This is a genomic window from Sphingomonas agri, assembly GCF_038148795.1.
GTDB lineage: Bacteria > Pseudomonadota > Alphaproteobacteria > Sphingomonadales > Sphingomonadaceae > Sphingomicrobium > Sphingomicrobium agri.
The window spans coordinates 716,608-735,508 of record NZ_JBAPEU010000002.1; the positions used below are offsets into that span (position 1 = coordinate 716,608).

General features: G+C 62.5%; 15 protein-coding genes. 7 read left to right on the top strand and 8 right to left on the bottom strand.

The features are described from left to right. Positions 1-163: 163 nt before the first annotated feature. Positions 164-595, bottom strand: a complete 432-nt coding sequence (locus V8192_RS10415) for a cupin domain-containing protein (RefSeq protein ID WP_341633003.1) — start codon at positions 593-595, stop codon at positions 164-166. Positions 596-821: 226 nt separating this feature from the next. Between V8192_RS10415 and rplK the strand changes: the two genes are divergently transcribed. The 4 genes from rplK to rplL all read left to right on the top strand — a co-directional run bounded on the left by rplK (position 822) and on the right by rplL (position 3,490). Beyond that, positions 822-1,253, top strand: a complete 432-nt coding sequence (gene rplK / locus V8192_RS10420; protein WP_341633004.1) for a 50S ribosomal protein L11 — start codon at positions 822-824, stop codon at positions 1,251-1,253. 3 nt (positions 1,254-1,256) lie between these two features. Then, complete coding sequence (gene rplA / locus V8192_RS10425; RefSeq protein WP_341633005.1) at positions 1,257-1,952, top strand: 50S ribosomal protein L1; 696 nt, start codon at positions 1,257-1,259, stop codon at positions 1,950-1,952. A gap of 578 nt (positions 1,953-2,530) precedes the next feature. Then, positions 2,531-3,046, top strand: a complete 516-nt coding sequence (gene rplJ, locus V8192_RS10430) for a 50S ribosomal protein L10 (RefSeq protein WP_341633006.1) — start codon at positions 2,531-2,533, stop codon at positions 3,044-3,046. Positions 3,047-3,106: 60 nt separating this feature from the next. Then, positions 3,107-3,490 (top strand): 50S ribosomal protein L7/L12, encoded by a 384-nt coding sequence (rplL, locus tag V8192_RS10435; RefSeq protein ID WP_341633007.1) that lies wholly within the window; start codon positions 3,107-3,109, stop codon positions 3,488-3,490. A 79-nt stretch (positions 3,491-3,569) separates the two neighbouring features. Here the strand turns inward: rplL and V8192_RS10440 are convergent, their stop codons facing one another. Then, the gene (locus V8192_RS10440) at positions 3,570-4,448 is read right to left on the bottom strand and encodes an alpha/beta fold hydrolase (RefSeq protein ID WP_341633008.1); all 879 of its coding nucleotides are present in this window, start codon (positions 4,446-4,448) and stop codon (positions 3,570-3,572) included. Next, entirely contained in the window at positions 4,445-5,083 is a 639-nt protein-coding gene (locus V8192_RS10445) for a TetR/AcrR family transcriptional regulator (RefSeq protein WP_341633009.1), read from the bottom strand. The genes V8192_RS10440 and V8192_RS10445 overlap by 4 nt, the downstream gene beginning before the upstream one ends. A 114-nt stretch (positions 5,084-5,197) precedes the next feature. On the opposite strand from V8192_RS10445, the gene V8192_RS10450 reads away from it, so the two are divergent. Continuing rightward, entirely contained in the window at positions 5,198-7,717 is a 2,520-nt protein-coding gene (locus tag V8192_RS10450; RefSeq protein WP_341633010.1) for a TonB-dependent receptor, read from the top strand. Positions 7,718-7,782: 65 nt separating this feature from the next. Here the strand turns inward: V8192_RS10450 and V8192_RS14680 are convergent, their stop codons facing one another. Then, the gene (locus V8192_RS14680) at positions 7,783-8,043 is read right to left on the bottom strand and encodes a PEPxxWA-CTERM sorting domain-containing protein (protein ID WP_505574276.1); all 261 of its coding nucleotides are present in this window, start codon (positions 8,041-8,043) and stop codon (positions 7,783-7,785) included. Between the two features lie 268 nt (positions 8,044-8,311). Here V8192_RS14680 and rpoB point away from each other — a divergent pair, with 268 nt between their 5' ends. Both rpoB and rpoC read left to right on the top strand, forming a co-directional pair. Then, complete coding sequence (gene rpoB, locus V8192_RS10460; RefSeq protein ID WP_341633011.1) at positions 8,312-12,484, top strand: DNA-directed RNA polymerase subunit beta; 4,173 nt, start codon at positions 8,312-8,314, stop codon at positions 12,482-12,484. A 53-nt stretch (positions 12,485-12,537) separates the two neighbouring features. Beyond that, complete coding sequence (rpoC, locus tag V8192_RS10465) at positions 12,538-16,812, top strand: DNA-directed RNA polymerase subunit beta' (RefSeq protein WP_341633012.1); 4,275 nt, start codon at positions 12,538-12,540, stop codon at positions 16,810-16,812. Positions 16,813-16,897: 85 nt separating this feature from the next. Here rpoC and V8192_RS10470 read toward each other — a convergent pair whose 3' ends face one another. From V8192_RS10470 to V8192_RS10485, 4 genes are all read right to left on the bottom strand, one after another. Beyond that, positions 16,898-17,041, bottom strand: coding sequence for an entericidin EcnA/B family protein (locus V8192_RS10470; protein WP_341633013.1), 144 nt, complete (start codon positions 17,039-17,041; stop codon positions 16,898-16,900). Positions 17,042-17,106: 65 nt separating this feature from the next. Next, positions 17,107-17,250: an entericidin EcnA/B family protein gene (locus V8192_RS10475; RefSeq protein WP_341633014.1), complete on the bottom strand. Its 144-nt coding sequence runs from the start codon at positions 17,248-17,250 to the stop codon at positions 17,107-17,109. A gap of 97 nt (positions 17,251-17,347) precedes the next feature. Continuing rightward, on the bottom strand, positions 17,348-18,142 hold the full coding sequence (locus tag V8192_RS10480) for a thymidylate synthase (protein ID WP_341633015.1): 795 nt from the start codon (positions 18,140-18,142) through the stop codon (positions 17,348-17,350). Positions 18,143-18,233: 91 nt separating this feature from the next. Beyond that, entirely contained in the window at positions 18,234-18,890 is a 657-nt protein-coding gene (locus V8192_RS10485; protein WP_341633016.1) for a class I SAM-dependent methyltransferase, read from the bottom strand. Positions 18,891-18,901 lie beyond the last annotated feature (11 nt).

Genomic DNA, 18,901 nt, shown 5'->3' on the forward strand with positions numbered 1-18,901 from the left:
TTATTGTTTCGTTGGGGTACCCGGTCCCAAGCGCTGCCGGCGATCGCGGGTCTCTGCGGCGCAGGCGAGCGAACAAAGGCCAACTGCAAGGCGTGTTGCAGCGGAATAGCATTTCGCGTGTCCTGCACCCCGGGCGCCACCGATTGATGGCGCATCCCGGCATTTACTTGGTGCGCGGGTCGTCCTTGGGATCGACGTAGGTAATCTGGAAGGGGCCCATCGCGCTGACCTGAATCGTTGCCGGGTCCTTGGTAAACACCCAGTGGTTCATGCCCGACTGCATCACGACGTGATGACCTCGGTTCAAGGTGCCCGCGCGGTCGCGATCGAGCTTGTCGCCCATCCCGTAACGAAGCTCACCAGACAGAACCGAAACCCGCTCGTCCGTCGGATGATGGTGGGCGGGAACGGCGTAGCCCGCAGGCATCTTGATCTGGACGGTGAACTTGCCTTCCTTCCCGGGATCCCCCGAGACGACCGCGAATTTTGCTCCAGCCGGGAGCCCGGGCGGACCGTCCATCCACCTGAGCGTTTTCGCCTGTGCCGACGAGGCGGTGAGCAAAGCCATTGCAGTGAGAAGAATAGCCCTCTTCATTCGCTACTCCTGTTCACACCTTCCCCGCAAAGCTGTTAGCATAAGTTGCAGGCGCGGCCCAATTCATGTAGGCGGCCGCCTTCCTGAGAAACCGGGAGAGCAGCGGACCATTCTTCGGGATGGTTCGAAGCGCAATTTGCGGGAGATCGCTTCGGCGTTCGCTTGAACCGCTAAACTTGAACCGCCCTCCTCCGCCTGGCGGCGGTGGGCACTAAAGAGTGAGACAATGGCAAAGAAAATCACCGGCTACATCAAGCTGCAGGTGCCAGCCGGCACCGCCAATCCCGCGCCGCCCATCGGCCCGGCACTTGGCCAGCGCGGCGTCAATATCATGGAATTCTGCAAGGCCTTCAACGCGGCGACGCAGGAGCTCGAGAAAGGCGCACCGATCCCGACCGTGATCACGGTCTATGCGGATCGAAGCTTCTCCTTCACGACCAAGACCCCGCCCGCGAGCTTCCTGCTCAAGAAGGCGGCCAAGATTGGCAAGGGCTCGCAGGAGCCTGGCAAGGCAACGGCGGGCACGATCCGCCGCTCGCAGCTGCGCGACATTGCCGAGACCAAGATGAAGGATCTCAACGCCAACGACCTCGACGCGGCGACCAAGATCATCGAAGGCAGCGCCCGCGCGATGGGCCTCAACGTGGTGGAGGGCTAAGAGATGACTAAGCTTTCCAAGCGCCAGAAATCACTGCAGGTCGTCGACCGCGAAAAGCTTTATGGTGTCGACGAGGCGATCGCGCTCGTGAAGGGCAATGCGAGCGCCAAGTTCGACGAGACCATCGAGGTCGCCTTGAATCTGGGGGTTGATCCGCGGCACGCGGACCAGATGGTCCGGGGCGTTGTCAATCTGCCCAAGGGCACCGGCAAGAGCGTCCGCGTTGCGGTGTTCGCCAAGGGCGCCAAGGCCGACGAGGCCAAGGCAGCCGGCGCCGACGTCGTGGGGGCCGAGGACCTGATGGAAACCATTCAGGGCGGCCAGATCGATTTCGATCGTGTGATTGCGACCCCCGACATGATGGGTGTCGTCGGCCGCCTCGGAAAAGTCCTGGGTCCCAAGGGCCTGATGCCGAACCCGAAACTCGGCACGGTCACGATGGATGTCGCCAAGGCAGTCAACGATGCAAAATCGGGCCAGGTCGAGTTCCGCGTCGAGAAGGCGGGCATCGTCCACGCCGGCATCGGCAAGGCGAGCTTCTCCGAGGAGGACCTCAAGGAGAATTTCAGCGCGTTCATCGACGCGATCATCAAGGGCAAGCCATCGGGCGCCAAGGGCAAGTTCGTGAAGAAGCTCTCGGTTTCCTCGACGATGGGCCCGGGCGTGAAGGTCGACCTCGCCGAGGTTGCCGGCGCCTAACGAACGACTGTTTCCCTTCCGGGCGCGGGCGCGGCTGCGTCTTCGCCGCGCCTGGGAGGGTTCTCATGAAATCTGCAGCTGCACTTTTCGCAACCTCCAGCGCTTGCCTCGCGCTTTTGCCGCCGGGCTTGTAGCGCTCCTCGCGCCGGTCGAAACCGGCGTCCAGACGCAGCTCCCCGCACTGCAACGACTGACCGCAAGCGGGTTGATTGCACGGATCGATTTTCAAGTAGACAAGCAGGCGCGCGAGCGCGCCGGCGCGCTTCCTGGCTGAAGGCCCATCCCTAAGGGTTGATCGACCGGCATTTTTCGCTATAGGCGCGCCCTCGCACCGGCTCGTCCGGTGCAGCCGTCCGAGACAGCTGCCGAGGTCAGGTCCCTAGCGGGAACTCCTCTTAATTTGCAGCCTAGACGGGGACAGGAATCACTCGGAAGCGGGAAACCGCTCCCGTCGTGCGTTGCCCATTGCAACGCCGCCGATCCAACGCCCCACGGACATTCAGTGCTTTGGCGTTCGCGCCGGAGCTTTGTTGAACCTCGCTCGAAGTGAAGCTTCGAGCGAAATGTTGGAGTAGGCAGTGGATCGTTCGCAAAAAGCCGATCTGGTCGCCGAGCTGAAAAACGTCTTGACCGAGACGAGCGTGGTGGTCGTCACCCGCAATCTCGGACTCACGGTCGCACAGTCCACGGACCTGCGGCTCAAGATGCGCGATGCCGGGGCCCAGTTCAAAGTTGCGAAGAACCGACTTGCCCTGATTGCGCTCGAGGACACGCGCTACAAGCCGATCGGCGACCTTCTCAAGGGCCCGACTGCGCTTGCGACGTCCGAAGACCCCGTCGCGGCTGCCAAGGTGGCAGTCGATTTCGCCAAGACGACCGACAAGTTCGAGATCGTCGGCGGAGCGATGGGCGACACGGTCCTCGACGTAAACGGGATCAAGGCACTTGCTGCGCTTCCCTCGCTCGACGAACTGCGCGCGACGATCGTGGGCCTCATCCAGGCTCCCGCGACCAAGATCGCCCGTACGATCAACGAGCCAGGTGCACAGCTGGCACGGGTTTTCGGCGCCTATGCGGCCCAACAGGCCGCCTAAGCGAACCTTTTTCATCAACGCACGACAACTTGGGGCCAATGCCCCACCAAGGAGTATCAAATGGCTGACATTGCTAAGCTGGTCGACCAGCTGTCCGAACTGACCGTTCTCGAAGCCGCGGATCTCGCCAAGGCGCTCGAAGAGAAGTGGGGCGTTTCGGCCGCCGCTGCTGTGGCGGTTGCCGCACCGGCCGGTGGTGCCGCCGGCGCCGGCGCACCGGCTGCTGAAGAAAAGACCGAGTTCGACGTCATTCTCACCGGCGACGGTGGCAAGAAGATCAACGTGATCAAGGAAGTCCGCGTGATTACCGGTCTTGGCCTCGGCGAGGCGAAGGCGCTGGTCGAAGGCGCGCCGAAGCCGCTCAAGGAAGGCGTCAACAAGGACGAAGCCGAGAAGATCAAGAAGCAGATCGAGGAAGCCGGCGGAACCGTCGAGCTCAAGTAAGCTTCGAAGGCGTTTGGCGATTGAAGGGCGGCTCCAATGGGGCCGCCCTTTTTCTATTGCGTCGCTGGAATGCTGGCGATCAGGCGTTCAACCCGGCCAGAAAGCCTTCAATCGCCGCTACCGCCTCAGGCTCGTTGAGCTCAGGGGCGTGCCCCACGCCCTGCACGACAGCGAGCTTCATGTTTGGAGCAACCGACTGCATCTTCGCCGTCGTTTGAACTGTCAGAAGATCGCTCTTTTCGCCGCGGATGACGAGCAGCGGCTTGCGGCCGAGCGCCTCGAATAAGGGCCACAGGTCGACTTGCGGCGTTGCTCCCATCGTCTTGAAGGGCTCCGCGATTGCCATGTCATAGTCGAACCGGATTTGGCCGTCTTCCTCGCGGCAGTTCCGCTTTGCCATCTTGATCCAGTCGTCATGCGTGTATCTCTCGAACGAACCGCCGTAATTGGCGGCAATCGCCTCGGCCGCTTCATCCCAGCTACCGAAACGCACATCCTTGCCGACATAAGAAAGGATGCGATCGATGCCGGCTGGATCGACGTCTGGACCGACGTCGTTGAGGATGCTGGCCTTGATGCGCTGCGGTGCCGTCGCGGCAATCACCATGGTGACAAGCCCGCCGAGCGAAGTGCCGACGAATATCGCCTCGGGTATTCCGAGCTGGTCGAGCATTTCGATCACATCGCCGGCATAGGTCAGTGGCGTGTATCGCGCGCAAACCGGGTCATATTCGCTTTGTGCGCGACCACGAAAATCAAGCGCCAGTACGCGGTGCTCTGGTGAATAATGAGCGGCGAACTGCGCCCAGTCGCGCGAGTTTCGTGTCAAACCATGCAGGCAAAGCAATGGCGGCTTGCGGCTGGTGCCGGGATAATCGCGGTAATGCAGCCGAAGACCGTCCCCGACCGTGAAATAGCGATCCTCATAGCCGCGCACGACCAGTTTGCTGTCGCTCATGAAGTAAGACCCTTTCGCAAGAGGCGGTTGGTGACTGCCGCCACATGCTTGGGATCCGCGCTGTCCCACACGAAAAACCGGAGACCAAGGAAGACATTGGCGCCCATCGACGCCCAGGCGAGGATGTCGAGATCTTCGTTCGTCAGATCCTCGGCAATCTCGCCACTGTCGCGCGCGGCCGCAAAGCGAGCCGCAATGCGCGTTGCAGTCGTCTCATAATGTTCGCGGTAAGCGCGAGGATCGACGAACTCGGCCTCGTCGATGATGCGGTAAATGTCGCGATGATCGCGTACGAATTCGAGGAAGAGTTCCAGACCGCGACGCGCACCGTCGAGCGCGTCGGTCGCCTCCCTAAACGCTGGCGCGACCGTATCGCGCACTTGGATCGACATGTCGCGAACCAGTGCCTGGAAAAGAGCCTCTTTTGAATCGAAGTAGGTGTAAAAGGTACCGAGCGCCACGCCGGCGCGCCGCGTAATACCGACGATCGAACTGTCGGAAAACCCGCGCTCCCCGAATTCCTGGCGTGCCGCGTCAAGGATCTTGCGCAACGTCCGCTCGCCGCGCGCTGTCCGCGGGGCTTTCGAGACGCGGGTCGCGCCCGATGGCGCTATGTCCTCGATCTTTACCCCCATCCGGCTCCCCCTACCGCGGCGGATTTCATTAGCAAGTTGAAACACGGTTCAAGTTTCAGTAGACACGATTCTGACTTCGGGCGCAACCGCGCCTGGAAGGGGGAGAACAGTCTGATGGGCGTGACCTTTGCACGCGCCGCTCTTTTCGGCACCGTTGCCGCCGCGGCGCTTTCCACAACTCCAGCTTTTGCAGCTCAAACCAACCCCGGCACGACTTCCGGGCAAACGGCGAACAACCAGCAAACGCAGACACAGGCCGCGACGGGCAGCGATCAGGAAATCGTCGTCACGACGCGCCGTCGCAATGAAATCCTGCTCAACGTGCCGGTCGCTGTCACCGCTTATTCGGGTGAACAGCTCGACCGCCAGGGTGCACTGGACATCACCGACGTTGCGGACACGACGCCAAACGTCACTCTCGAAGTTTCACGAGGGACAAATTCGACGCTCACGCCATTCATCCGCGGTATCGGCCAGCAGGATCCGGTCGCAGGCTTCGAACAGGGGGTCGGGCTTTACCTCGACGACGTCTATTTCAATCGTCCGCAAGCTGCAGTGCTCGACATCTACGATGTCGAACGAATCGAAGTGCTGCGCGGCCCGCAGGGCACGCTCTACGGTCGCAACACCGTCGGCGGCGCAATCAAATATGTCACTCGCCGGATCCCGCAGGATGGGCCGCACTTCAGCATGCGGACGAATCTTGGCACCTATCATCAGGCCGACCTGATCGTCTCGGCCTCCTCACCTTTAACCAAGGGTCTGTTCATAAGCGGCACGGTTGCGAGGCTCAGCAACAACGGGTTCGGAAAGAACCTCACCAACGGACTTCGCAACTATAACAAGGATGTGGTCGGAGCTCGCGGCACCATCGAGTTTATTCCGTCTGACAGGGCGTGGTTCCGCGTCGAGGGCGACTACGTGTGGGACAACAGCAATCCGCGTGGCGGCCACCGGCTCATCCCGAACCTCTGCACGCTCTCGATAACGCCGTTCGCCTGTAATGGCGGCCAGCAGGTGCTCGGTCACGTCTGGGATACGCAAGGCAGCCTCAATGATCCGGAGCAGCGGATCCGGGGCGGCGGGATCGCGCTCCATGGCGAGATGGACGTCACCGATTGGTTGAAGTTCCGTACGATCACCGCGTACCGCAAGGACACGGGCTTCACGCCGATCGACTTCGACGCGCTGCCTTACGCCGACACGGACGTGCCCGCCATCTACCGTAATCACCAATTCAGCCAGGAATTCCAGGGCGTTGTCGACAAGGGCCCGCTTCAGGGCATCATCGGCGTCTACTACCTGAACGCGAGAGCTCAGGACATATTTGACGTCCGGCTTTACACGACCTGCCCGACGGTTCCCCTGCCGGGTTGCGTATTTGCACTGCCGGGCCTCACCGCGACCACGAGCGGTGATGTGCGGACAAAGACATGGGCGATATTCGGCGATTTCACCTATGACTTCACGCCGCAGTGGAGCCTTTCGGTTGGGGGTCGCTATACGAACGACCACCGCCACGCGCGCATCATTCGTGCAAACTACGTTCTCGGGGGCGCACCTCAGCTTGGCGGCAGTTTCGGCTTTGGAGTCGGGAGCCAGCTCGGCGCGCTCACGTCCAATTTCGAGGGCAGCCGAACAGACAGGGCATTCACCCCACGCGCCTCCGTCAATTTCAAGCCAAACCCGAACAACAACATTTATGTCAGCTACTCACGAGGCTTCAAAGGCGGCGGGTTCGACCCGCGCGGCCTGACCACCGCGACACCGCGCTCGAATCCGGCCACGCCGCCCACGGCGCAGGAGATCTACGACTTCATGGCCTTCGACCCCGAGAAGGTGGACAGCTACGAAGCAGGATGGAAGGCTGCATTGTTCAAACGCCGCCTGCAGTTCGCGCTGGCCGTGTTCCAGGCAAACTATAAGGACGTCCAGGTCCCAGGTTCGGCGGGCGGCGTGACTGCGACCGGCGTGCCGACATTCGTCGGAATTACCACCAACGCGGGCAAGGCCCGTTTCCGGGGCGTCGAACTCGAGACGAACTTGCGCGCGGCACAAGACATGTTGGCGTCCGGTGACCGGCTGAATCTCGCCGGAACGCTTGGTTATCTGGATGCGAAATATCTAAGTTTTCTGACGGTTGTGAATCGCAACATCAACGGCGCGCCGTTGATCACGCCCGTCCAAGTTGACCTTGCGAATTTCAGGAAGATCCAGAATACGCCGAAGTGGACCCTCAGCGGTTCGATCGACTATGACGCGCCCGCATTTGGCGGCCGTCTCAATCTCAACAGCACCCTCTCTTATCGCAGCAGCAGCCAGCAGTTCGAGCTGAGATCTCCGGGTATCGATCAGCCAGGCTTTGCTCTGTGGGATGCGAACATCATGTGGCGTTCGAACGGCGGTCGCTACGAGTTCGGTCTCCATGGAAAGAATCTGGCAAACAAGAAGTATGTCGTCTCGGGTTACAACTTCCTGCTGCAAAACCCTTATACTGGCGACTTCATCACCGCAGCCGGAACTCCGATCACGTCGCCGACGCAAGCCGTGCCGACGCTCGGCCGCACCGGCGTGCTGACGGGCTTCTATGGCAACCCGCGGCAAATCTGGCTGTCCGCGGCAGTGAATTTCTAGGACGCGTGAACCAGGGAGGGGCAGCTCCCGCAAGAGCTGCCCCTCTTGTCGACCTGCGGACTTAGTCACGTGATTTGCGCGATTGCTCCTTTTTTCCTGCGGCGCATGGCGCCGCCGATGCACCCGAACCCGAGGAGCATCATCGTCCATGTCGAGGGCTCGGGCACGGCGTTGAAGACCGACTGATTCAACGCGAAAGTTCCGACGCTGCGGCCGGCGGTGAGACCCGCCGCACTGTCGAACGAGAAATGGATTCCGCCCCACAGGCGGCTGTTGGCTTTGATGCATGATAGCCGGAAGCCGGGACACCTCCTTGGGCGCCCCAAATCTCCATCTATTCGCGCGAACTGCGCTTTCCCCCCTTCACAAGGAGGGAAATAGCATTATATCGGTCTCATCCAACAAATAGTCGGCTCCGCCGCACGGTGACGTGCGCCCGGGGCTTTTCCCGTCCTCTCCGGGACAGGGTCCGAACGGCGCACGGACCGAACGCATTGGAGAGGGTAGCGGGGCAAGCGCTCCACAAGACGGCCCGGAAATCGGGCAACCTAGCGGGGACGCTTCCGTGCGTCTTCGCGTAGCGCAGGGAAGCACATGGCCACCAAAGCGATCGAATCGACCCGGAAGACGACGAGCGGGCTCAAGACCAACTCGCGACGCATCCGCAAGATTTTCGGCAACATCCACGAAATTTCCGAGATGCCGAACCTCATCGAGGTTCAGCGCGAGAGCTACGAGCAGTTCCTCCGCTCCGATCCCAAGACCGGTTACGTGTCCGGTCTCGAGAAGACGCTCCGCTCGGTATTCCCGATCGTCGACTTTGCCGGGACCGCGCACCTCGATTTCGATCATTATGAGCTCGAAGAGCCCAAATACGACACCGACGAGTGCCGCCAGCGCGGGCTGACCTATGCGGCCCCGATGCGCGTTACCCTGCGTCTCACGACCTTCGAGATCGATCCCGAGACGGAGGCCAAGTCCGTGATCGATATCAAGGAGCAGGACGTCTACATGGGCGACATGCCGCTCATGACGATGAACGGCACTTTCATCATCAACGGCACCGAGCGCGTGATCGTCAGCCAGATGCACCGCTCGCCGGGCGTTCTGTTCGACCACGACCGCGGCAAGACCCACGCGAGCGGCAAGTTCCTCTTCGCCGCCCGGGTCATTCCTTACCGCGGCAGCTGGCTGGACTTCGAGTTCGACGCCAAGGACATCGTCAACGTCCGCATCGACCGCAAGCGAAAGCTGCCGGTTACTGCGCTCCTCCATGCCCTCGGCATGTCGAGCGAAGAGATCCTCAACACCTTCTACAGGACGGTCAGCTACGTCCGCGGCAAGAACGGCTGGCAGATCCCCTATTCCGTCGAAGCCTGGCGCGGGCAGAAGCCGACGCACGACGTTGCCGACGCCGATAGCGGCGAAGTGATGTTCAAGGCCGGCGAGAAGATCACGCCGCGCCGCGCCAACCAGGCAGCCAAGGACGGTCTCAAGAACCTGATCATCCCGACCGAGGAGATCTTCGGCCGCTATTCGGCGCATGACCTCATCAACGCGAAAACGGGCGAGATTTACATCGAGGCCGGCGACGAGGTTACCCCGGAAAACCTCGAGAAGCTCGACAATGCGGGCGTCAAGACGCTCGAGCTGCTGGACATCGACTTCGTCAACACGGGCCCGTGGATCCGCAACACCCTCAAGGCGGACAAGAGCGAGGACGGCGACAGCGCGCTCGCCGACATCTACCGCGTGATGCGTCCCGGCGAGCCGCCGACGCGCGAGACTGCGGATGCGCTCTTCTACGGCCTGTTCTTCGACCCCGAGCGCTACGACCTCTCGGCCGTCGGCCGGGTGAAGCTCAACATGCGCCTCGGCCTCGATGCCGAGGACACCGTTACGACCCTCCGCAGGGAGGATATCCTCGCAGTCGTTCAGGAACTCGTGAATCTCAAGGACGGCAAGGGCGAGATCGACGACATCGACAACCTCGCCAACCGCCGGGTCCGCTCGGTCGGCGAGCTCTTGGAGAACCAGTATCGCGTCGGCCTCCTGCGCATGGAGCGCGCGGTCAAGGAGCGCATGAGCAGCGTCGATGTATCGACCGTCATGCCCAACGACCTCATCAATGCGAAGCCGGCCGTTGCCGCCGTCCGCGAGTTCTTCGGTTCCTCGCAGCTCTCGCAGTTCATGGACCAGACGAACCCGCTCTCGGAAGTCACCCACAAGCGCCGTGTCTCGGCGCTCGGGCCGGGCGGCCTCACCCGCGAGCGCGCGGGCTTCGAGGTTCGCGACGTTCACCCCACCCACTATGGCCGCATCTGCCCGATCGAGACGCCTGAGGGTCCCAACATCGGGCTTATCAACTCGCTGGCAAGCTTCAGCCGGGTGAACAAATATGGCTTCATCGAGACCCCCTACCGCAAGGTCGTCGACGGCAAGGTGACCAACGAGGTCGTCTATCTGTCCGCGATGGAGGAGGCGAAGCACACGATCGCCCAGGCGAACGCCGAGCTCAACAAGGACGGGACCTTTGTCGAGGAGATCATCTCGGCCCGCCGCAACGGCGAGTTCCTGATCGCTCCGCGCGAGCAGATCACCTTGATGGACGTGTCTCCAAAGCAGCTCGTGTCGGTTGCAGCTTCGCTCATTCCGTTCCTCGAGAATGACGACGCCAACCGTGCGCTTATGGGCTCGAACATGCAGCGCCAGGCGGTGCCGCTCATCAAGGCCGAGGCTCCCCTCGTCGGCACCGGCATGGAAGAGACGGTTGCGCGCGATTCGGGCGCTGCGATCGCAGCGCGCCGTTCAGGCGTCGTCGACCAGGTCGACGCGACCCGCATCGTCGTGCGCGCCACCGGCGACCTGCGGCCCGGCGAGTCCGGCGTCGACATTTATACGCTGATGAAGTTCCAGCGCTCGAACCAGAATACTTGCATCAATCAGCGTCCGCTGGTGAAGGTAGGTGACCCGGTCGAGGCAGGCGAGATCATCGCGGACGGTCCCTCGACCGAATATGGCGAACTCGCGCTCGGCCGGAACGTGCTCGTCGCGTTCATGCCGTGGAACGGGTACAACTATGAGGATTCGATCCTCATCTCAGAGCGCATCGTGAAGGATGACGTCTTCACCTCGATCCATATCGAGGAGTTCGAGGTCATGGCCCGCGATACCAAGCTCGGGCCCGAAGACATCACCCGCGACATCCCGAACGTCGGCGAGGAAGCCCTGCGCAACCTCGACGAGGCGGGCATCGTCTATATCGGCGCCGAAGTCGAACCGGGCGATATCCTGGTCGGCAAGATCACGCCGAAGGGCGAGAGCCCGATGACTCCCGAAGAGAAGCTGCTTCGCGCGATCTTCGGCGAGAAGGCCTCCGACGTCCGCGACACCTCGCTTCGGCTGCCGCCGGGCGTATCGGGGACCGTGGTCGAGGTCCGCGTGTTCAACCGCCACGGCATCGACATCGACGATCGTACCCGCGCCATCCAGACCGAGGAAAAGGAGCGCCTCAAGAAGGACGCCGACGACGAGCGGGGGATCCTCAACCGGGCCACCTTCTCGCGCCTGCGCGAGATGCTCGTCGGCCAGGTCGCAACGGCCGCGCCGAAGGGTATCAAGAAGGGCTCGGCGCTCGACGCCGAGACTCTCGAGAGCGTCGATCGTCACGATTGGTGGAAGATCGCCGTCAAGGACGACAAGCGCCAGGCCGACTTCGAAGCGGTGAAGGCGCAGTATGACGAGGCGACCAACGCCATCAACCGGCGCTTCGAGGACCGTGTCGAGAAGCTGGAACGCGGCGATGAGCTGCCGCCAGGCGTGCTCAAGATGGTCAAGGTGTTCGTGGCGGTGAAGCGCAAGCTTCAGCCGGGCGACAAGATGGCCGGACGTCACGGCAATAAGGGCGTGATCAGCCGCATCCTGCCAATCGAGGACATGCCGTTCCTCGAGGACGGGACCCAGGTCGACATCGTGTTGAACCCGCTGGGCGTGCCGAGCCGAATGAACGTCGGGCAGATCTTCGAGACCCACCTCGGGTGGGCCTCGCGCGGCCTTGGCCGCCAGATCCAGGAGATGCTCGAGGGCATGCACGAGCGCGGCAGGGACGTCGCCGGCAAGGACGTGAGGGCGATCCGGGCCAAGCTCAAGGACGTCTATGGCGATGGCTATGCCAAGGACATCGACGCCCGCGATGACGACGCGTTGATGGACCTTGCGGCCAACCTCACCGCCGGCGTTCCGATGGGCACTCCGGTGTTCGACGGTGCGCGCGAACCCGACGTCAGCGCGATGCTGGACAAGGCGGGTCTCGACACCTCGGGCCAGGTGACGCTGTACGACGGCCGCACGGGCAATCCGTTCGACCGCAAGGTGACCGTGGGCTACATCTACATGCTGAAGCTCCACCACCTCGTGGACGACAAGATCCACGCACGCTCGATCGGCCCCTACAGCCTCGTCACCCAGCAGCCGCTGGGCGGCAAGGCGCAGTTCGGCGGACAGCGCTTCGGCGAAATGGAGGTGTGGGCTCTTCAGGCTTACGGCGCCGCCTACACGCTTCAGGAAATGCTGACGGTGAAGTCCGACGACGTCATCGGCCGAACGAAGGTCTACGAGGCGATCGTCAAGGGCGACGACACGTTCGAGGCCGGCATTCCGGAGAGCTTCAACGTGCTCGTCAAGGAAATGCGTTCGCTGGGCCTCAACGTCGAGCTGGACAGCGTTGCCGACGAGGATGACGCCCCGACCGCCCTCGCCGCCGAGTAAACCAAGGACACACCACCCCTCCCGATCTCGGGGAGGGGTCAGGAGCTTAGCAAATGAACGAACTGACGAACTTCGCGAACCCGATTGCCAAGCCGGAGACCTTCGACGAAATCCGCATCGGCATCGCCTCGCCCGACAAGATCCGCAGCTGGTCGTTCGGCGAGATCAAGAAGCCCGAGACGATCAACTACCGCACGTTCAAGCCGGAGCGAGACGGCCTGTTCTGCGCGCGCATCTTCGGTCCGATCAAGGACTACGAGTGCTTGTGCGGCAAGTACAAGCGGATGAAATACAAGGGAATCGTCTGCGAGAAGTGCGGCGTCGAAGTCACCGTCTCGAAGGTCCGCCGCGAGCGCATGGGCCACATCGAGCTCGCCGCTCCGGTCGCTCACATCTGGTTCCTGAAGTCGCTCCCGAGCCGGATCGGCCTGCTGCTCGACATGCAGCTGAAGCAGCTCGAGCGTATCCTTTATTTCGAGAGCTATGTCGTGATCGAGCCGGGCCTTACCGCGCTCGAGAAGTATCAGCTCCTGACGGAGGACGAGCTTCTCGCCGCCCAGGACGAATATGGCGAGGACGCCTTCTCGGCCGGTATCGGCGCCGAAGCCGTCAAGCAGATGCTGATGGACCTCGACCTTGCGGGCGAGAAGGAACTGCTGCTCCAGGAGCTTGCGGAAACCAAGTCAGAGCTCAAGCCCAAGAAGATCATCAAGCGCCTGAAGGTCGTCGAGAGCTTCCTTGAATCGGGCAATCGTCCCGAATGGATGATCCTCGATGTCGTCCCCGTCATTCCGCCCGAGCTTCGCCCGCTCGTGCCGCTCGACGGCGGCCGGTTCGCGACCTCGGACCTCAACGACCTCTATCGCCGCGTGATCAACCGCAACAACCGTCTGAAGCGGCTCATGGAACTTCGCGCGCCCGATATCATCGTTCGCAACGAAAAGCGCATGCTCCAGGAGGCGGTCGACGCCCTCTTCGACAATGGCCGCCGCGGCCGGACGATCACGGGTGCCAACAAGCGTCCGCTGAAGTCGCTGTCCGACATGCTCAAGGGCAAGCAGGGCCGGTTCCGCCAGAACCTGCTCGGCAAGCGCGTCGACTATTCAGGGCGTTCGGTCATCGTGACTGGTCCGGAGCTGAAGCTCCACCAGTGCGGTCTCCCCAAGAAGATGGCCTTGGAGCTGTTCAAGCCGTTCATCTATTCCCGCCTCGACGCCAAGGGTCTCAGCATGACGCTGAAGCAGGCGAAGAAGTGGGTCGAGAAAGAGCGCAAGGAGGTCTGGGACATCCTCGACGAGGTGATCCGCGAGCACCCCGTGCTCCTGAACCGCGCCCCGACGCTCCACCGTCTCGGTATCCAGGCGTTCGAGCCCGTGCTCATCGAGGGCAAGGCAATCCAGCTTCATCCGCTGGTCTGCGCGGCCTTCAATGCCGACTTCGACGGCGACCAGATGGCAGTGCACGTTCCGCTGAGCCTCGAGGCGCAGCTGGAAGCGCGCGTCCTCATGATGTCGACCAACAACATTCTCTCGCCCGCCAACGGCAAGCCGATCATCGTCCCCTCGCAGGACATGGTGCTCGGTCTCTACTATCTCAGCCTCGAAAAGGAGGACGAGCCGGGCCAGGGCATGCTCCTCAGCGACATGTCGGAAGTCCACCAGGCCCTTGCGGCAGGGGCTGTCACTCTTCACTCGAAGATCATCAGCCGCGTCCCGCAGACGGACGAGCAGGGTCAGACCTACATGAAGCGCTTCGAGACGACGGCGGGCCGGATGCTGCTCGGCGAAACTCTCCCCAAGAGCCACAAGGTCCCGTTCGAAACGGTCAACCGGATCCTCACCAAGAAGGAGATCGGCGACGTCATCGACATCGTCTATCGCCACACGGGCCAGAAGGAGACCGTGCTGTTCGCCGACGCGATCATGCAGCTCGGCTTCCGGCACGCCTTCGCGGCAGGCATTTCCTTCGGCAAGGATGACATGGTCATTCCGAAGGCGAAGGAGGGCCTCGTCGAGGAGACGCGCGCGCTCGTGAAGGATTACGAGCAGCAGTACCAGGACGGCCTCATCACCCAGCAGGAAAAGTACAACAAGGTGATCGACGCCTGGTCGCGCTGCGGCGACCAGGTCGCAAGCGCCATGATGAAGGAGATCTCGGCCACTCCCAAGCGGCCGGACGGACGTCAGGCCGATCTCAATTCGATCTACATGATGGCTCACTCGGGCGCCCGCGGCTCGCAGGCGCAGATCAAGCAGCTTGCCGGCATGCGCGGTCTCATGGCCAAGCCGTCGGGCGAGATCATCGAGACGCCGATCATCTCGAACTTCAAGGAAGGTCTCACCGTCCTTGAGTATTTCAACTCCACCCACGGTGCCCGCAAGGGTCTCGCGGACACGGCGCTCAAGACGGCGAACTCGGGTTACCTCACCCGCCGTCTCGTCGACGTGTCTCAGGACGCCGTGATCATCGAGGATGATTGCGGCACCGACCGTGCGCTCGAGATGCGCGCGATCGTCCAGGGCGGCGCAGTCATCGCCTCGCTTGCGGATCGGGTGCTCGGCCGCACCACTGCCGAGGACATCGTCGATCCCAAGTCGGGCGAGACGGTCATCGCCGAGGGCGAGCTCCTCGACGAGGCAATGGTCGCACGCATCGAGGAGATCGGTCTCCAGGGCGTGAAGATCCGCAGCCCGCTGATCTGCGCTTCGAAGCAGGGCGTTTGCGCCAAGTGCTACGGACGCGACCTTGCACGCGGCACTCCGGTCAACATCGGCGAGGCGGTCGGCGTGATCGCGGCCCAGTCGATCGGTGAGCCGGGTACGCAGCTGACGATGCGGACCTTCCACATCGGCGGCGCGGCGCAGCTCAACGAGCAGTCGAACCTTGAAGCGCCTGTCGACGGAACGATCGAGTTCCGCGACATGCCCACGATCGTCGACCCGCGCGGCCGGCATCTCTCGCTGTCGCGCTCGGGCGAGATCGCGATCGTCGACATGGACGGGCGTGAGCTTTCGACCCACCGCGTGCCCTACGGTGCGCACCTGCTGTGCGAGAGTGGCCATATCGTCAGCCGCGGCGACCGCATCGCGGAATGGGATCCCTCGTTCAGCCCGGTGATCACCGAGAAGGCCGGTATCGTGAAGTACCAGGACCTGATCGAGAACCGGACGATGACCGAGCAGGTCGACGAATCGACCGGGATCACCCAGCGCGTGGTCACGGACGATACGGCAAAGTCGAAGAAGGAGTCGCTCCATCCCCGCCTGACGCTCACCGGCGAAAAGGCGAAGGAAGCCGGAGTTTACCGTCTGGCGCCTGGCGCGATCATCGCGGTCGAGGACGGCCAGCAGGTAGAGGCAGGCGAAGTGCTGGCGCGCATGCCGCGGGAAGCCGCGCGTACGCGTGACATCACCGGTGGCCTGCCGCGCGTCGCCGAGCTGTTCGAGGCGCGCAAGCCCAAGGAGAATGCGATCATCGCCAAGGTGTCCGGCAAGGTTACCTTCATGCGCGACTACAAGGCGAAGCGGAAGATCGCGATCGTGCCCGACGACGGGTCGGAACCGGTCGAGTATCTCGTGCCGAAGTCGAAGATGATCGAGGTCCAGGAAGGCGATTACGTGAAGCGCGGGGACAATCTCGTCGGCGGTTCACCCGATCCGCACGACATCCTGGAGGTCCTCGGGGTCGAAGCGCTCGCCGAGTATCTCGTGAGCGAGATCCAGGAGGTCTATCGACTGCAGGGCGTGAAGATCAACGACAAGCACATCGAGGTGATCGTTCGCCAGATGCTGCAGAAGGTCGAGATCACCGACGGCGGCGACACGACGCTGCTCGCAGGCGAGCAGGTCGACCGTGACGAGATGGACGAGACGAACTCGAGGCTCACCAAGGGCCAGAAGAAGGCCGAGGGCAAGCCGGTGCTCCTGGGCATCACCAAGGCGTCGCTGCAGACCCGCAGCTTTATCTCGGCAGCCTCGTTCCAGGAGACCACGCGCGTGCTGACCGAGGCCGCGGTGCAGGGCAAGGTCGACGTCCTTCAGGGTCTCAAGGAAAACGTCATCGTCGGGCGCCTGATCCCGGCAGGCACGGGCGCGGGCATGAACCGCCTGCGCGTTGCTGCCTCCTCGCGTGACACGGCGCTGCGGGCGGCCCAGCGGCGGATGCAGGAAGCGCTGATCGCTCCTGATTCCGCCGAGGAGCTTCGTGCGGCCGAGCTCGCCCGTACTCCTCGCGACGACACCGCCGGGATCGGCAGTGACCCGCTTGGCGAAGTGGTTCCGAGCGGCCACGGCCTCGATGCCGACGCGGGCGATTATCTGAAGAGCTAGGCCCTTCCCTTCGGCAAACAAAAACCCCGCCGGTTCAGCGCCGGCGGGGTTTTCTTTTTGCCGTCTGAGCGGCCCAATCCTGGACTTATTTACAATAGCCCTTGTTGATCGTGTTCTCGGTGCAATTCGCGACCGAGGTCACGTCCTGAGCGGCGCCGCGCACGGTGTTGCACGCCGCCACAACAAGGCACGCACTGACCAACACCAACGCCGCCACCTTCTGAACCATCACTCGCTCCTCCATTAAAGCTCCGGAACGAGTGTGGCCGCGGCAACAGCAGTTTGTCTAGTTACTTAGCAGCGCGAGCTTCCGCCCATCGCGTTTTCGGTGCAATTCGCGACGGAATTGACGTCGCGCGCTGCGCCTCGGACCGTGTTGCACGCTGCCAGCACCAAGGCGGTGCCGATCAGGATCACGGTCGTTACTTTCTGGAACATGACTTGTCCTCTCCTGGCTAACGGCAGGAACTAACGCGGCGAGTTCGAAACGGCTCCATAAGCAGCGTATTTCAGTCGAGGATGTGGCGAACGCGCCCTAGACTGCGACCGGGGCGGCGATATGCGGGTGCGGCTCGTAGTTCTCGAACTGAAAGTCTTCAGGCTCGTAGGAAAAGAGGCCCTGCCCGCGATCCTTGATGACCAGTTTGGGTAGGTCTCGAGGTTCACGCTCCAGCTGCAGGCGAGCCTGCTCGAGGTGGTTCGAGTAAAGGTGGCAGTCGCCGCCGGTCCAGACGAACACGCCCGGTTCCAGCCCGCATTCGCGCGCCAGCATGTGGGTCAAAAGCGCGTAGGAGGCGATATTGAACGGCACGCCGAGGAAGACGTCCGCGCTGCGCTGGTAGAGCTGCATGTTCAACCGTCCCGCTGCGACCTGTGTCTGGAACAGGCAGTGACAGGGGGCGAGCGCCATTTTGGAAATCTCGCCCGGGTTCCATGCAGTGACGATCTGACGCCTCGAACAGGGGTCCTTGCGGATGAGTTCGACGAGGTTCGCAATCTGGTCGACATGCCGGCCGTCGGCGGTCTCCCAATCGCGCCATTGCTTGCCGTAGACCGGCCCAAGGTCACCCTTTTCGTCTGCCCAATCGTCCCAGATGCTGACCTTGCGCTCATTGAGCCAGCGCACATTGGTATCCCCGCGAAGAAACCAGAGCAGCTCCACGATGATCGATCTCAGGTGCAGCTTCTTGGTCGTCAGGAGCGGAAAGCCGTCCGCAAGATCGAAGCGCATTTGCGCGCCGAACCAGGACAAGGTGCCCGTACCGGTGCGGTCTTCCTGCTCGACGCCCCTGTCGAGGATCAGCTGCATGAGTTCGAGATATTGCCGCATCAGGACTACCTATGGCGCTCGAGGCCTTGTTCCAATGCTAATCTTTCAAGCAACGAGGCCGCTGGTGCGCGGTGAGCTGCATTTTGCGCTCTTACGCGCTGCAGGGCTTGATCTGCTCGGGTGCAGGCCGCGGGCCCGCGAGACGGAAGGCCATGAAATAGACATCCCCGCCCGTGAGGACCGTGAACTTGACGGGCTGCATGTTGAGCGCTGCAAACTCGCATTTGAGCTCGGCAGGCGGCATTCCATGCTGTTTCACCGCGCGCTTCGCATCGACGACAATCACGAGGCCGTTCGGCTTCAGGCCTTCGCGCATATGCCAGAGAAAGGCATAGGGGCTCGCGACCTCGTGATACATATGAACGAGAAAGACGCGATCAAACGAGCCCGACGGAAGCATTGGGTTGTCGGGAGCGCCCAGCTTCACTGCGACATTGTCGAGCCGCTCGCGCTGCACGCGGTCACTGAGCGAATCACGAACATCAGGAACGATATCCTCGGCAAGGACCCGGCCCTTGGCGCCGACCACCCGAGCAAGGCGCACTGTGTAATAGCCCTCACCGGCCCCCACGTCGGCAACCGACATGCCGGCCCTGACGCCGGCGAGATCCATGACCTCCTCGGCTTCGCCAAGCCGGTCGCGCGCATCTTCGGTCGAGAAGGTACCACCGACGATTGGAGCGACGTCGCGGTGCGCAACTGGGAAGTGCGGCTCGGTTGGCTGCGCTCGGCATCCCGCAAGGAGCATTAGCGCCCCTG

Bases quoted from the DNA above. Each gene is read 5' to 3' on its own strand.
- V8192_RS10415 (WP_341633003.1), bottom strand. From the start codon at position 595: ATGAAGAGGGCTATTCTTCTCACTGCAATGGCTTTGCTCACCGCCTCG.
- rplK (WP_341633004.1), top strand. From the start codon at position 822: ATGGCAAAGAAAATCACCGGCTACATCAAGCTGCAGGTGCCAGCCGGC.
- rplA (WP_341633005.1), top strand. From the start codon at position 1,257: ATGACTAAGCTTTCCAAGCGCCAGAAATCACTGCAGGTCGTCGACCGC.
- rplL (WP_341633007.1), top strand. From the start codon at position 3,107: ATGGCTGACATTGCTAAGCTGGTCGACCAGCTGTCCGAACTGACCGTT.
- V8192_RS10440 (WP_341633008.1), bottom strand. From the start codon at position 4,448: ATGAGCGACAGCAAACTGGTCGTGCGCGGCTATGAGGATCGCTATTTC.
- V8192_RS10445 (WP_341633009.1), bottom strand. From the start codon at position 5,083: ATGGGGGTAAAGATCGAGGACATAGCGCCATCGGGCGCGACCCGCGTC.
- V8192_RS10450 (WP_341633010.1), top strand. From the start codon at position 5,198: ATGGGCGTGACCTTTGCACGCGCCGCTCTTTTCGGCACCGTTGCCGCC.
- rpoB (WP_341633011.1), top strand. From the start codon at position 8,312: ATGGCCACCAAAGCGATCGAATCGACCCGGAAGACGACGAGCGGGCTC.
- rpoC (WP_341633012.1), top strand. From the start codon at position 12,538: ATGAACGAACTGACGAACTTCGCGAACCCGATTGCCAAGCCGGAGACC.
- V8192_RS10470 (WP_341633013.1), bottom strand. From the start codon at position 17,041: ATGGTTCAGAAGGTGGCGGCGTTGGTGTTGGTCAGTGCGTGCCTTGTT.
- V8192_RS10475 (WP_341633014.1), bottom strand. From the start codon at position 17,250: ATGTTCCAGAAAGTAACGACCGTGATCCTGATCGGCACCGCCTTGGTG.
- V8192_RS10480 (WP_341633015.1), bottom strand. From the start codon at position 18,142: ATGCGGCAATATCTCGAACTCATGCAGCTGATCCTCGACAGGGGCGTC.
- V8192_RS10485 (WP_341633016.1), bottom strand. From the start codon at position 18,890: ATGCTCCTTGCGGGATGCCGAGCGCAGCCAACCGAGCCGCACTTCCCA.